This window comes from Streptomyces coryli (assembly GCF_011044975.1).
Lineage (GTDB): Bacteria > Actinomycetota > Actinomycetes > Streptomycetales > Streptomycetaceae > Streptomyces > Streptomyces coryli.
Genome location: NZ_JAAKZV010000237.1, coordinates 1 through 12,333, shown reverse-complemented (window position 1 = coordinate 12,333; position 12,333 = coordinate 1). Strand labels below are relative to the sequence as shown.

Here is a 12,333-nt window from a genome sequence, read left to right as displayed (position 1 = left end):
CGCCGACGCGATGCCCAAGGACGTCCCCCGGCTCCTCGTCCTGCGCGCCCTCGGGCTCGGTGACCTCCTCGCCGGGGTGCCCGCTCTTCGCGCGCTGCGCCGTGCGTTCCGTCTCCACGAGATTGTTCTCGCCGCCCCGGCCGAGCTCGCCCCGGTCGCCGAACTCACCGGTGCCATCGACACCTTGCTCCCCGCCTCCGCCTCCGCCTCCGGCCGCGCCGTCCCCGTCACCCTCGACTGGACCGGCCCGCCCCCGGACATCGCCGTCGACCTGCACGGCCACGGCGAGGACAGCCACCGCCTGGTGTCCGCCTACGGCGCCCGCCGGGTGCTCGGCTTCGCGCATCCGGCGACGCCCGCCATCGAGGGTCCGCCGTGGCACGCTGATGAGCACGAGCGCGACCGCTGGTGCCGGCTGCTCACCTCGTACGGCATCCCGGCCGACCCGTACGACCTGCGCCTGGCCGCGCCGCCCGAGCCGTCCCCCGCGCCGGGCGCGGTCGTCCTCCACCCGGCGCGGGCGCCCCCGCCCGCCGCTGGCCGATCGAGCGATACGCCGCCGTCGCCGCCGAGTTGCGCCGCTCCGGCCGTCGCGTCGTCGTCACCGGCTGCCACGACGAAGCCGGCCTGGTCGCTCGCCTGGTGAAGCTCGCCGGACTGCCCGAGGACGCCGCCCTCACCGGCCCGGCCATGACCACATACGCCGCCCTCGTCGCCGAGGCCGCAACCGTTCTCAGCGGCGACACCGGCGCCGCCCACCTCGCCGTCGCCTACGGCACTCCCTCCCTCACCCTCTTCGGTCCGGTGCCGCCCCACCGCCGGGGCCCGCCCCCCGACCCGCGGCACGCGGCCCTCTGGCACCCGGGCCCCGCGGGCGATCCGCACGGCCGCCCGCCGGACCCGCAACTACTGCGCATCGACACCGCCGAGGTGCTCGCCGCCCTGGCCGCACTGCCACAGGAGGTACGGACGCCATGACCGGAGAACCGAACCTGTCCGGCGCCACCAGCACCCACGCCGCCGGCCGCCCGCGCGCCACCGTCGCCATTATCACCCGCAACCGCCGCAGCCAGCTCCTGCGCACCCTGGACCGTCTCGCCGAGATCCCCGAAAACCCCGAGGTCATCGTCACCGACAACGCCTCCACCGACGGCACCGCCGCGGCCGTCGGCGCGTACCACCCGAGCACCACCGTCCTCCGCCCCGGCCGCAACCTCGGCGCCCTCGGCCGCAATCTGGCCGTCGCGCACGCCGCCACCGACTACGTCGCCTTCTGCGACGACGACTCGTGGTGGGAGCCCGGCTCCCTGGACCGCGCCTGCCGGGTCCTCGACGCGCACCCGGGCCTCGGCCTGCTCGCCGCCCGTACGCTCGTCGGCGCCGGACCCGGCGCGCGGCCCGACCCGCTCAACGAGCGCCTCGCCGAAGGCCCGTCCGTGTTCGGGTTCCTCGGCTGCGCCGCCGTCGTGCGCCGGTCCGCCTTCATGGACTGCGGCGGCTTCCATCCGCTGCTGTTCTTCGGCGCCGAGGAGACGCTGCTGGCGTACGACTTGGCCGCCCATGGCTGGGCCCGCTGCTACCGCCCGGACGTCGTCGCCCGGCACGACCCCGATCCGGACGCCCCCGGTCCGGACGCCTCCGATCCGGACGGCGGCGATACGGGCAGCGGCGATACGGACAGCGGCCGCGCCGACCGCAGCGCCCTGGTCCGCCGCAATGAGGTGCTCACCGCCTGGCTGCGCCGCCCGCTGCCGCTCGCGCTGCGCCGCACCGGCGCGCTGTCCGCGGCCGCCGTGCACGACCGGGCCTCCCGCAAGGCACTCCGCGGCACCCTGCGCCGGCTGCCCGCCGCCCTGCGGATGCGCGAGCCGCTGCCGCAGCCGGTGGAGAAGGTCGCCCGCGCGGCCGAACGCCGGCCGGGGACCAGACGATGAACGGCCCACGCACCACCCTCGCCCGCGCGAGGCGCGTATCGAAGGAGCACGCACATGCAGCGCAACGAACTCATCGGCCAGGTCCGGGCGGTGGCCCGCCTCGCCGACCGGGAAGCGGCGGAGCGCGCCGTCCGCGGCACCCTGGAGACCCTCGCCGAGCGCATCCCGGCCGCCACCGCCGCGCATCTCGCGGCGCAACTGCCGCCGGACATCGGCGCGCACCTCACGCGCACCGCGCACTCCGCAGAGCCGACCGCGGCCGAGCGCTTCGACCTCGCCGCCTTCGCGGGGCGGGTGGCCTGGCGGACGAGCTGCGACGAGGAGGACGCGGTGCTGCGGGCGGGCGCGGTCTTCGAGGTGCTGGACGCCGCGGTGGACCCGGACCTGATGGAGAAGCTGGTCCGGGTGCTGCCCGCGGACATCCGCGAACTGCTGCCGGCGTCCCGCGCGTAGCGTGGTGGGAGGCCCGGGACGCCGGCCGTACCAGACGCTCAGGCGGCCTTGCTCAGGCCGTCCTTGAAGCGGTCGAGAGCCGCGCCGAAGCCGTTGGCCCACAGCTGCTCGACGCGGGCCCGCTCATTAGCGTCCGGCTGCGCGTTGGTGCAGGACGGGCCCGGGCCGCCGCCGGACATCAGCTCGCTGCACGGGCCCGAGTAGTTGTCGGGCAGGCCGAGGACGTGGCCGGTCTCGTGCGTGGTGACGCGGGTGGAGTCGTACTGCTGGTTCTGCGCGTAGTCGAGGAAGATATAGCCATTGCCGTGGCCGTCCGTGGAGGCGTACGAGCCGCGCGGGTCGTTGCCCTCCCGGTAGGTGAAGTCGGCGCTGGAGCCCTCCTGCAGCTGCACGTTCTGCACGGAGCTGTTCCATATCTGGGTGCTGCGGTCTATCTGCGCCTTGAAGGTGGGCGCGGAGGCGGCGCTGTAGGTGATGGTGACGGCCTGCACGCCGGGGTTCGCGGCGCGCTTCTTCGCCACCTGCTTCCAGACGGCCTCGAAGAACGCCTTATTGGCCTTGGCGCTCTCCTTCGACTTCTCGTACGTGACGTACGTGGGGGTGCCCTGGGCGCCGGTGTTGTCCGCGGCGGCCGCGGATACGGTGCCCAGCGCGGTGGCGGCCAACCCGAGCGCGGCGGCGGCCGAAAGCGCGGACCTGGTCACTCTCATAAGAGCTCCTACTCGTGTGGGGCGAGCGGTCATACGGGAGTGTGGAGGAACCAGAGGCGCCTGGGATGATGTCAAGGGGTAATAACTTCGGGCTATCGGCTCTAACCTGCCCGCATGGAGCTTGAGGTGAGGCACCTCCGTGCCGTCTGCGCCATCGCCGACACCGGCAGCCTGCACCGGGCCGCCCGTCAACTCGGCATGAGCCAGCCGTCGTTGACCACCCAGCTCCGCCGGATCGAGGACGCCCTCGGCGGCCGGCTCTTCGCCCGCGAGCGCACCGGCTGCCGCCCCACCCCGCTCGGCCGGGTGCTGCTCAGCCGGGCCCGGCCGCTGGTCGCCGAGATGCGCGAGCTGGTGGCGGAGGCGCGCGCGGCGGCCGCCCGCGGCGACGACGGCGCGGACTTACGGATCGGCTCCACCGCGAGCCGCGCCATACCCGGCTGGCTGCGCCGGCTGCGGGTGCGGCGCGCCCCCGCGCGCACCTCGCTGCAGATGGATGTCTCGGCGAGCGCGCTGCTGGGGCTGGTGGTGGACGGTCAGCTGGACGTGGCGTTCGTCCATGAGGTGGAGGGGTGTCCGCTGCGTGTCCCGGACGGGCTCGCGATCCGGGTGCTGATGGAGCGCGAGCCGCAGTTCGTCGCGCTCGCGGTGGACCATCCGGCAGCGGCCGGGCCCGCCGTGCGGCTCGCCGATCTGGCCGCCGACCAGTGGATGGTCGACCCGACGGTGGAGGGCGAGCGGGACGGGCTGCTGCGGGTGCTGCGGGCCGCTGGGCTCAAGCCGCAGGTGCTGCACGGCGATTACCTCACCGGCTTCAACCTGGCCGCGACCGGCGAGGTGGTCACGCTCTGCCAGCCCACCACCCGCTCCCGCCCCGACCTCGCGATCCGGCCGCTCGACGGGCATCCGCTGGGGGTGCGGCTGCTGCTCGCGGCGCGTACCGAGGCGGAGCTGGACGAGGTGTACGCGGATCTGGAGGCGGCGTACTGGGAGGCGGCGCGCGAGGCGTCCGCCTACTGGGCGCTGGCGGCCGGTTCCGCGCGGGCGGCCGGCTGACCAGCCCCGTTTTCCGTCCGCCGGCTGCGGGTACTGCGGCAGTCCTGCCAGGACATACACCCGTACACAGGGGATGGACGGACATGGCCGACGCCAAGCACCGGCAGCTCGACGACGACCGGGCCGTGGACCCGGCCTCGCACCCGCTCACCACCGACCAGGGCACCGTCGTCGACCACACCGACGACTCGCTGACGGCCGGCGACCGCGGGCCGACGCTGCTCGAGGACTTCCACTTCCGGGAGAAGCTGACCCGCTTCGACCACGAGCGGATCCCGGAGCGGGTGGTGCACGCGCGCGGCGCGGGCGCGTACGGATACTTCGAGCCGTACGCGTCCTGCGGCGCCTTCACCCGGGCCGCCTTCCTGAGCGATCCGGGGCAGCGCACACCGGTGTTCGTGCGCTTCTCCACCGTGCAGGGGCCGCGCGGCTCGGCGGACACGGTGCGGGATGTGCGCGGCTTCGCGACGAAGTTCTATACGAGTGAGGGCAACTTCGATCTCGTCGGCAATAACTTCCCCGTCTTCTTCATTCAGGACGGCATCAAATTCCCCGACTTCGTGCACGCCGTGAAGCCGGAGCCGGACAACGAGATCCCGACCGGCGCCTCCGCCCACGACACCCTGTGGGACTTCGTATCGCTGCAGCCGGAGACGCTGCACGCGATCATGTGGCTGATGTCCGACCGCGCGATCCCGCGCAGCTACCGGATGATGCAGGGCTTCGGCGTGCACACCTTCCGCCTGATCGCCGCCGACGGCCGGGCGACCTTCGCGAAGTTCCACTGGAAGCCGAAGCTCGGCGTGCACTCCCTGGTGTGGGACGAGGCGCAGGAGTGCCAGGGCCGGGACCCGGACTTCAACCGGCGGGATCTGTGGGAGGCGATCGAGGCCGGCGAGTATCCGGAGTACGAGCTCGGGGTGCAGCTGATCCCGGAGGACGACGAGTTCGCCTTCGACTTCGATCTGCTGGACCCGACGAAGATCGTCCCGGAGGAGCAGGTGCCGGTGCAGCCGATCGGCCGGATGGTGCTGAACCGCAATCCGGAGAACTTCTTCGCCGAGACCGAGCAGGTCGCCTTCCACGTCGGCAATGTCGTCCCCGGCATCGACTTCACGAACGACCCGCTGCTGCAGGCCCGGCTGTTCTCGTATCTCGACACCCAGCTGCTGCGCCTCGGCGGCCCCAACTTCGCCCAGCTGCCGGTCAACCGGCCGCTCGCCCCGGTGAACACCAACCAGCGCGACGGCTTCCACCAGTCGCGGATCCACCGCGGCACCAGCTATACGGAGAACTCCCTCGGCGGCGGCTGCCCGGTGGTCGGCGGCGCGGGCGCGGCGGCGTTCACCCATCACGCCGAGAAGGTCGAGGGCGCCAAGATCCGCAGGCGCAGCGAGAGCTTCCAGGACCACCACAGCCAGGCCGCGCTGTTCTGGAACAGCATGGCCGACTGGGAACAGCGGCACATCGTCGAGGCCTTCCGCTTCGAGCTCGGCAAGGTCGGGGCGGTCATGGTGCGCGAGCGCACGGTCCAGGAGCTCGGCAAGGTCGACCACGATCTGGCCGCCGGCGTCGCCAAGGGGCTGGGCCTGCCCGAGCCGCCGCGCTCCGCGGCCGGCGATCACAAGCACGCCTCCCCCGCGCTCAGCCAGACCAGGCTGCGCGGCCCCGGCTCGATCCGTACCCGCAAGATCGCCGTGCTCGTCGCCGACGGCGTGGACACCGCGCAGGTCACGGCGGTACGGGACGCGCTGGCCGGGCACGGCGCGCTGGTGGAGGCGATCGCCCCGCAGGACGGCACGGTGGCCGGCGCGGACGGCGAGCGGCACGCCGTCGACCGGGCGCTGCCCACGGTGGCCTCGGTGCTGTACGACGCGGTGCTGGTGCCGGGCGGCGGCGAGGGGAACGCCCCGGTGGCGGACGACGGCGCGGCGATCCGGTTCGTACGGGACGCCTACCGGCACGGCAAGGCGATCGGGGCCGTCGGCGGCGGGGTGCGGATGCTGGCGGCGCTGGGCCTCGGCACGGCCGACGGCGACGGCGGGGTGCGCACCGAGCACGGCGTCGTCGCCGACCCGGCCACCGGTCCGGTACGGGAGGCCTTCACCGACGCGTTCGTCGAGGCGATCGCCGCCCACCGGCACCCGGAGCGCCCCGACGGCCGCTTCTGAGCCCGGCGGCTACGACACGTGCAGCGCCAGCGCTACGTGTCTGGAGATACGGTCGAGCGCGCCCGCCTCGGCCAGTTCGAAGGCGCGGCGCGGGCCGCAGCGGAGCAGCGTGAGCACGCCGCGGACCGTGCCCGAGGGCAGCGGCAGCGGCACGCACAGCAGGGACGTGGCGCCGGTCATGGCCAGCACCGCGGTGCCGCCCTCGAGCGTGCCCAGCGCCTCCACGTCCTCAGGGCGTACCTGGAGCGCGGAGGCGCCCGCTCGCGCCGCCTCGCCGATCAGCGGGACGGCCTCGGGGTCCTGGGCGGCGAGCAGCTGGGCGTCGGCCGGGTCGCCGTCCGCCGGGCCGAGGGCGGCCACGCGCTCCAGCGCGCGCCCGCCCGGGTGGACGTAGTCGGCGATGACCCAGTCGGCGAAGCGGCCGTGCAGCGCCTCGGCGGCCCGCGCGAGCCGGGCCTGCGGGCCCGCGGCGGCGGACCGGAAGAGCACGGTGGCCACGTCGTCGACCAGGTCGAGCAGCTCGGCGTGCCGGCTCACCTCGGCCAGGTCGGGGCGCGGGCGCCGCTCCGTCCTGCCGCCCGGCGCGGCGGCCGCGGCGGCGCCGTCGTCCAGCGGCTGGAACGCGGCCAGCACCACCGTCTCCGGCTCGCCCGGCGTGCGCAGCCCGGTGAGCGTCGCCCGCAGCGCGCCCGCGCCGCCCGGCCCCTCGCCCTCGGGGGTGCCCATCACGTGGACGACGAGGCTGCGGTCGCCCTCGCCGCGGGCCACCGCGGCAAGCTGGCTACGCAGCGGCGCGCGGCTCTCGTGCGCGAGGGAGCCGGTCAGCTTACGGCCGGTGGCGTAGCCGGAGCGCATGCCGAACAGCTGGCCGGCGGCGAAGTTGACCCGCCGGATGACCCCCTCCTTGTCCAGCAGAACTACGGCGAAGGGCATCCGCTGGTAGACGCCGCGCAGCAGCGGCAACTCCCGTGCGTCCGTGCTGCCCTTGCGCTTGCGGCGGCCCGCGGCCAGCTCCTCGTAGCGCGGCCAGAGTACGTCGGCGGCGTACTGCAGCTCCACCAGCGCCGCGTCCAGGGTGGAGGGCCGGGCGCCGTCCGGCAGCGAGCGCGCGGCCAGCAACTCCTCGACCCGTTTGCGGAAATCGTGGAGCTCGACGCCGTACTCGTCCGCCTCGGCCATGGCTGAACCGTAACCCTCACCTGCTCTGAGCGCTGCATTCCGGGGATACTCGCCCGAACGGATTTGCGCTTCGCGGGACGTTTCCGGACAGCCGGCGCGGGCACCCGTGGGACATGCCTGAAGAACTTCTGACAGGCACTCTGGTCGCGCTCGCGGAGCGGGCTGCGTCCTGCACGCCCGACTGCTGCGGAGCAGCGGCCACAGCTGCCGTCCCGGACACCGACGAAGCACCGCCGCCCACCGCGGTCACCCATCCCGATCTGTCACCGCTGGTCGCGGTGCAGTGGGAGAGCGGCGAGGGCCCGATCCGCGCCGCGGTCGACTCCGGCGATGTCGTCGGCGCCGACGATCTGCTCAGCGACCCGCGCTGGCCCGCGTACCGGACGCTTGCCCTGGACGCGGGCGTCCGCTCGTCGGTGACGCTGCCGTTCCGGCAGGACGATCTATCGGTCACGCTCACCGTGTGCGGCTTCCGCCCCGGGCTGCTGACCCGCGTGCCCCAGCAGACCGCCATCCAGCTCGGCGACCTGGCGACGCACGCCCTCGCCCACGACCACCGCTACGAGCGGGCGGTCGCCGAGGTCGGCCAGCTCGACGAGGCGATGCGCACCCGGCCCGCGGTGGACCAGGCCTGCGGGATCCTGATGCACGTCCTCGGCTGCGACGCGGACGCCGCCTTCGCGGCGCTGCGCTCCCTGTCCCAGCGGACGAACAGCAAGCTGACGGACCTGGCGCAGGGCGTCGTACGCACCCGCGGCCGCGGCATCGAGGCGGAGCTGCGCAAGCTGCGCTGAACGCGACCGGTCCGGCGACCGTGGGTCGCCGCCGTCCGAAGCCGGTTCCGCATGCGGGCCAGGATCACACCCGCACTGCCAGCACCACCGTCAGCACGGCCATGCCCGCCGTCAGCCACGCCACGTAGTCGCCCACCCGGCCCGAGTGCAGCCGGGCCGGCGGCCGGATGACGTGGGAGGACGCCGCGGGCCAGCGCAGCGCCGCGGTGGCGGAGGCGGCGGCCAGGGTCGTCGAGAGCAGGCCGAGCAGCACGCCCGCCGGCGTCCACCCCGGCACCGGAGCGGCGTACGGCAGCAGCCCGGCGACCAGACACGCGGCCACCAGCGCCACCGGCACGCCCGTCATCGTCGGCGGAATCCCCCGCACCGGCTCCTTGATCTCCGGCGGCTCGTGGCTGCCGGTCATCTCGTCGGGCGGCGGCCGCAGTTCGGGCCGCGGCCCGGCCCCGTAGAAGACCCGCAGCCCGGCCCGGAGCACCGCCCCGCCGGTGAGCGCCGACACCGCCACGTACACGGCGATCACCCACGGGTGGTGCACCCCCGCCGCATGCTCAGCCGCGGCCTTGCCGAGCCCCGCCGCGAACGGCGGCATCCCGGCCAGCGCCAGCCCGCCGCAGGCGAAGGCGGCGCCGGCGGTGCGCAGCCCGCGGCCGCGGCCGTGCAGCCGGTGCTCGTCGACGGAGCCGTGCCGGTCGAGCAGCACGCCGACCAGGCCGAAGAGCGCCGCCTTCACCGCCGCGTGCCCGGCGATGTAGAGCGCCGTGCCGGACAGCGCGTCCCGCGAGACCAGCGCGACGCCGGTCAGGAAGAGCCCGGTGTGCGCCACGGTCGAGTACGCCAGCAGCCGCTTCAGATGCCGCTGCTGCCAGCACATGACGGCGCCGAGCAGCGCGGTGAGCACTCCGAGCACCAGGAAGATGTCGCGGAAGACCGACGCCGGGACGATCGCCGCGGGCTCGAAGACCGTGTGCTGGATGCGATACGTGCCGTAGACCCCCAGCTCGACCATCACCCCGGACAGCAGCATGCACACCGGCGTCGGCGCCACCGCGTGCGCGTCCGGCAGCCAGAAGTGGAAGGGCACCGCCGCCGCCTTCACCAGCATCCCGGTGAGCAGCAGCACGAAGGCGCACACCAGCAGCGCGTCCGCCTGCTCCCCCGCCAGCCGCACCCCCACCCGTGCCATGCCCAGCTCCCCCGTCCGCCCGTAGATCAGCCCGATGCCGAGCAAGGTGGCATAGCCGCCGATGGAGTTGATGACGCCGAAGGTGAGCGCGCCGTGCAGCGGCCGCGGGTCCTCGATGCGATAGCCGGTCAGGGCGTACGCCGCGACGCCCATCAGCTCGAAGAAGACGAAGGCGTTGAAGAGGTCCCCGGTGAGCGCGAAGCCCACCATGCCCCCTTCGAAGAGCAGCACCAGCGCCGGGAACGCCCCCGTGTGCTCCCGCGGCGGCTCGTCGAAGTACCGCCAGGAATACGCCAGTACGGCCACCACCAGCACCGCCGCGAGCAGCGCGAGACCGGCGCCGAGCCGGTCGGCGTGCAACGTGATCCCGACGCCCGGCTCCCACCCGCCGACGACGGTGCGCACGGCGCCGTCGCCCGCCCGGTGCCACAGCACCCCCAGCACGCCCGCGGTCAGCCCCGCCCAGCCGAGCGCGAACGCGTCGCTCCCGGCCCGCGGCAGCCACCGCCCCGCCACCAGCACCACCGCCGCGCCGAGCAGCGGCACGGCGACGGCGAGCGGGGGCAGCTGTTCGGCGGGGAGACTCACCGCGGGCTCAGCCCCGCAGTCCGGTGAGCTGGTCGGGGTCGGTGGTCCCGTGCCGCTTGGCCGCCTGCAGCACCAGCGCCAGCAGCAACGCGGTCACGGTGGCGCCGACGACGACGTCGGTGAGCGCCATGGCCTGCACCACCGGGTCCACCACGGGGGTACGGGCGGAGGTGTCGCCGTAGACCGGCGCGGTGCCGCCCTCGCGATAGCCGATGGCGAGCAGCAGGACATAGGTGGACGACTGCGTGACGGCCAGCGATCCGACGGTGTGGATGAGATCGCTGCTGGTCACCACCCCGTAGAGACCGACGAGAAAGATCCACCCGGCGGTGAGATACGGCAGCACGTCCATGATCACCCGGACCGCTCCTCCGCGCTCTCGATCTCCAGCGCCTGGTCGAGAAAGTGCGCGAGCAGCACCACGACACCCGCCCCGACGGCGGCGAACACCGCGGTGTTGAACGCCGGCACGAGCCCGCCGGAGGCGAGCTCCCGCAGCGTGCCGTGCGGCGCGGCGTTGCGCAGATACGTACCGGCCGCCGCCGCGAACCCGGCGAAGCCGAGCGCCGCGTAGGCGGCGGCCCCGGCGGCGTGGGTGACGTCCAGGGCCGCGGTCGGCCGGATCCGCTCCAGGACCCGGTAGTCGGCGGCGAGATACGCCAGATGCACGCCGCTCGCCGCGATCACCCCGGCCTGGAAGCCGCCGCCGGGCGTGAGGTGCCCGTGCGCCACCAGGTACGCGGCGGTGAGCAGCACCACCGGCAGCAGCACGGTCCCGTAGGCCCGCGTCGACGGCAGCACCCGCACCCGCGGCGGCCGCACCCGCCGCTCGTCCGGGGCGCGGCGCAGCAGCACGATGGTGCCGAGCACGGCGCCGAACAGCATCAGCTCCTCGCCGAGCGTGTCGAAGCCGCGCTGGTCGAAGGTGACGGAGGCCACGGCGTTGGCGATCTGCTGCCGCAGCGCCGCGGCGGCGGCCCGGTCCCCGTACGGATGCCGCTCCCCGCCGAAGTCCGGCAGCCCGGTGCAGGCGGCCGCGAAGGCCACGCCGAGCACCGCCGCCGCGGCGAGGAAAACCCAGGTCCTGACCCGCCGGCTCACCGCTGCCGCCGGCGCTTGACGGCACGGGCGGTCAGAAGCAGCAGCAGCGGCGTGACGGCGGTGCCGACCGCGAGCTGCGACAGCGCCACGTCGGGCGCCTGGAGGAGGGTGAAGAGCATCGCCAGCGAGCCGCCGAGGACGGCGAGCACGACGGCCTGGCGGACCGGGTCGCGGGTGACGGCGGCCACGGTGGCGAGGACGGCGGTGAAGATCAGGCTCACGGCGAGCAGGTAGTTGAGCAGGTCGGCGTCCTGTGCGGTCACGACGGCTCCTCACCGGCCTCGGCCCGGTCGGTCCCGGTCCGCCCCGCCCGCTGCGCGGTCACCCGCCCCACGGCCATGCTGGTCACGGGCCCGGACACGACGAGCAGCGCACCGACGAACAGCAGCTTGACGGCGGCCCGCCCCACCCCGGTGTCGACCGCCGCGGCGACGGCGATCAGCGGGGCGCCCGCGGACGTCGACAGCGCGAGGGCGTGCAGCCGGGCGTATCTGCCGGGCAGCAGCGCGAGGGCCACGGCGGCGTACGTGAGGAGAGCGGCCCCCAGGCCGAGCAGCACGTTAGGGATCATCGGACCGCTCCCGCACCAGCCCGCGCGCGAACACCAGCACCCCGACGGGCCCCAGCAGCGCCTGCACGAGCGCAAGATCGACATACGAGCTCCGCCCGGTCCCCTGCGCGACGAGCAGCATCAGCACGGCAGTCAGCGTCCCGAAGAGACTGAGCGCGGGCAGCCGCCGCTCGGCGGCCCCCTGACAGGCCGACCACAGGGCGGCGGGCACATCGGCGCTGATCAGCGCCGCGGCGGTGAGCAGCCAGGGATTCATACGCCCGCCTCCGTCAGCACCCGCTCGAGCCGGGACGGACGCGCGCCGAGCCGGTGCACGAGCAGCTCCCGCCCACCACGCACATCGAGCACGCGAAGCCCCGGAGTGGCGGACAGCACGGGCGCGGCCCAGGCGGCACCCGCCCAGGCCCGCAGCCGCAGGCTCTCAACGCGTCCGGGCGAGGACGGCCGCCGCACGGCAGCACGCCCTGGCAGCGGCAATTCCCGTACGAATGCGATGGGCCAGACCCGCAGCACGGCGAGGGTCGGGTGCCCGGCACGAACGTGCCCCCTGCCGGTTCCCTCTCCGCTCGGAGCAACGGGCGGGTGGGCGG

Annotated in this window: 14 protein-coding genes and 1 pseudogene; 6 read left to right on the top strand and 9 right to left on the bottom strand. The window is 74.5% G+C overall.

Features of this window, described 5'->3' with window-relative positions; genetic code table 11:
* The first annotated feature begins 10 nt into the window (after positions 1 to 10).
* The 3 genes and pseudogenes from G5C51_RS33855 (at position 11) to G5C51_RS33845 (ending at position 2,387) form a co-directional block, all read left to right on the top strand.
* A pseudogene (locus G5C51_RS33855) lies at positions 11 to 978 on the top strand (glycosyltransferase family 9 protein).
* Entirely contained in the window at positions 975 to 1,934 is a 960-nt protein-coding gene (locus G5C51_RS33850) for a glycosyltransferase family 2 protein (RefSeq protein WP_165243211.1), read from the top strand. The pseudogene G5C51_RS33855 and the gene G5C51_RS33850 overlap by 4 nt, the downstream one beginning before the upstream one ends.
* Before the next feature lie 54 nt (positions 1,935 to 1,988).
* Positions 1,989 to 2,387 (top strand): DUF2267 domain-containing protein, encoded by a 399-nt coding sequence (locus tag G5C51_RS33845; RefSeq protein WP_165243209.1) that lies wholly within the window; start codon positions 1,989 to 1,991, stop codon positions 2,385 to 2,387.
* Positions 2,388 to 2,425: 38 nt separating this feature from the next.
* Here G5C51_RS33845 and snpA read toward each other — a convergent pair whose 3' ends face one another.
* Positions 2,426 to 3,097 carry a snapalysin gene (snpA, locus tag G5C51_RS33840; RefSeq protein ID WP_165243207.1) on the bottom strand — a complete coding sequence of 224 codons (672 nt, stop codon included), beginning with the start codon at positions 3,095 to 3,097 and terminating at the stop codon, positions 2,426 to 2,428.
* A gap of 114 nt (positions 3,098 to 3,211) precedes the next feature.
* Here snpA and G5C51_RS33835 point away from each other — a divergent pair, with 114 nt between their 5' ends.
* Both G5C51_RS33835 and G5C51_RS33830 read left to right on the top strand, forming a co-directional pair.
* Positions 3,212 to 4,153, top strand: a complete 942-nt coding sequence (locus G5C51_RS33835) for a LysR family transcriptional regulator (RefSeq protein ID WP_165243205.1) — start codon at positions 3,212 to 3,214, stop codon at positions 4,151 to 4,153.
* Between the two features lie 83 nt (positions 4,154 to 4,236).
* On the top strand, positions 4,237 to 6,324 hold the full coding sequence (locus G5C51_RS33830; protein ID WP_165243203.1) for a catalase: 2,088 nt from the start codon (positions 4,237 to 4,239) through the stop codon (positions 6,322 to 6,324).
* 9 nt (positions 6,325 to 6,333) lie between these two features.
* Here the strand turns inward: G5C51_RS33830 and G5C51_RS33825 are convergent, their stop codons facing one another.
* On the bottom strand, positions 6,334 to 7,503 hold the full coding sequence (locus G5C51_RS33825; RefSeq protein WP_165243201.1) for a PAS domain-containing protein: 1,170 nt from the start codon (positions 7,501 to 7,503) through the stop codon (positions 6,334 to 6,336).
* A gap of 113 nt (positions 7,504 to 7,616) precedes the next feature.
* Here G5C51_RS33825 and G5C51_RS33820 point away from each other — a divergent pair, with 113 nt between their 5' ends.
* Entirely contained in the window at positions 7,617 to 8,297 is a 681-nt protein-coding gene (locus tag G5C51_RS33820; protein WP_165243198.1) for an ANTAR domain-containing response regulator, read from the top strand.
* A 64-nt stretch (positions 8,298 to 8,361) separates the two neighbouring features.
* Here G5C51_RS33820 and G5C51_RS33815 read toward each other — a convergent pair whose 3' ends face one another.
* The 7 genes from G5C51_RS33815 to G5C51_RS42625 all read right to left on the bottom strand — a co-directional run.
* Positions 8,362 to 10,071: a complex I subunit 5 family protein gene (locus G5C51_RS33815; protein WP_338118400.1), complete on the bottom strand. Its 1,710-nt coding sequence runs from the start codon at positions 10,069 to 10,071 to the stop codon at positions 8,362 to 8,364.
* A gap of 7 nt (positions 10,072 to 10,078) precedes the next feature.
* Positions 10,079 to 10,423, bottom strand: coding sequence for a sodium:proton antiporter (locus G5C51_RS33810; protein ID WP_165243216.1), 345 nt, complete (start codon positions 10,421 to 10,423; stop codon positions 10,079 to 10,081).
* Positions 10,424 to 10,425: 2 nt separating this feature from the next.
* The gene (locus G5C51_RS33805) at positions 10,426 to 11,172 is read right to left on the bottom strand and encodes an MnhB domain-containing protein (protein WP_165243196.1); all 747 of its coding nucleotides are present in this window, start codon (positions 11,170 to 11,172) and stop codon (positions 10,426 to 10,428) included.
* Positions 11,169 to 11,435, bottom strand: coding sequence for a Na(+)/H(+) antiporter subunit B (locus G5C51_RS33800; protein ID WP_338118399.1), 267 nt, complete (start codon positions 11,433 to 11,435; stop codon positions 11,169 to 11,171). The genes G5C51_RS33805 and G5C51_RS33800 overlap by 4 nt, the downstream gene beginning before the upstream one ends.
* On the bottom strand, positions 11,432 to 11,743 hold the full coding sequence (locus tag G5C51_RS33795; protein WP_165243194.1) for a monovalent cation/H(+) antiporter subunit G: 312 nt from the start codon (positions 11,741 to 11,743) through the stop codon (positions 11,432 to 11,434). Before G5C51_RS33795 ends, G5C51_RS33800 begins: the two co-directional genes overlap by 4 nt.
* Positions 11,733 to 11,999, bottom strand: a complete 267-nt coding sequence (locus G5C51_RS33790) for an MrpF/PhaF family protein (protein ID WP_165243192.1) — start codon at positions 11,997 to 11,999, stop codon at positions 11,733 to 11,735. The genes G5C51_RS33795 and G5C51_RS33790 overlap by 11 nt, the downstream gene beginning before the upstream one ends.
* Positions 11,996 to 12,333: hypothetical protein (locus G5C51_RS42625; RefSeq protein ID WP_206314625.1), on the bottom strand; the 338-nt coding region annotated here is incomplete at its 5' end. The genes G5C51_RS33790 and G5C51_RS42625, both read right to left, overlap by 4 nt.

Coding starts and splice junctions, on each gene's coding strand:
- G5C51_RS33850 (WP_165243211.1), top strand. CDS start 975: ATGACCGGAGAACCGAACCTGTCCGGCGCCACCAGCACCCACGCCGCC.
- G5C51_RS33845 (WP_165243209.1), top strand. CDS start 1,989: ATGCAGCGCAACGAACTCATCGGCCAGGTCCGGGCGGTGGCCCGCCTC.
- snpA (WP_165243207.1), bottom strand. CDS start 3,097: ATGAGAGTGACCAGGTCCGCGCTTTCGGCCGCCGCCGCGCTCGGGTTG.
- G5C51_RS33835 (WP_165243205.1), top strand. CDS start 3,212: ATGGAGCTTGAGGTGAGGCACCTCCGTGCCGTCTGCGCCATCGCCGAC.
- G5C51_RS33830 (WP_165243203.1), top strand. CDS start 4,237: ATGGCCGACGCCAAGCACCGGCAGCTCGACGACGACCGGGCCGTGGAC.
- G5C51_RS33825 (WP_165243201.1), bottom strand. CDS start 7,503: ATGGCCGAGGCGGACGAGTACGGCGTCGAGCTCCACGATTTCCGCAAA.
- G5C51_RS33820 (WP_165243198.1), top strand. CDS start 7,617: ATGCCTGAAGAACTTCTGACAGGCACTCTGGTCGCGCTCGCGGAGCGG.
- G5C51_RS33810 (WP_165243216.1), bottom strand. CDS start 10,423: ATGGACGTGCTGCCGTATCTCACCGCCGGGTGGATCTTTCTCGTCGGT.
- G5C51_RS33795 (WP_165243194.1), bottom strand. CDS start 11,743: ATGATCCCTAACGTGCTGCTCGGCCTGGGGGCCGCTCTCCTCACGTAC.
- G5C51_RS33790 (WP_165243192.1), bottom strand. CDS start 11,999: ATGAATCCCTGGCTGCTCACCGCCGCGGCGCTGATCAGCGCCGATGTG.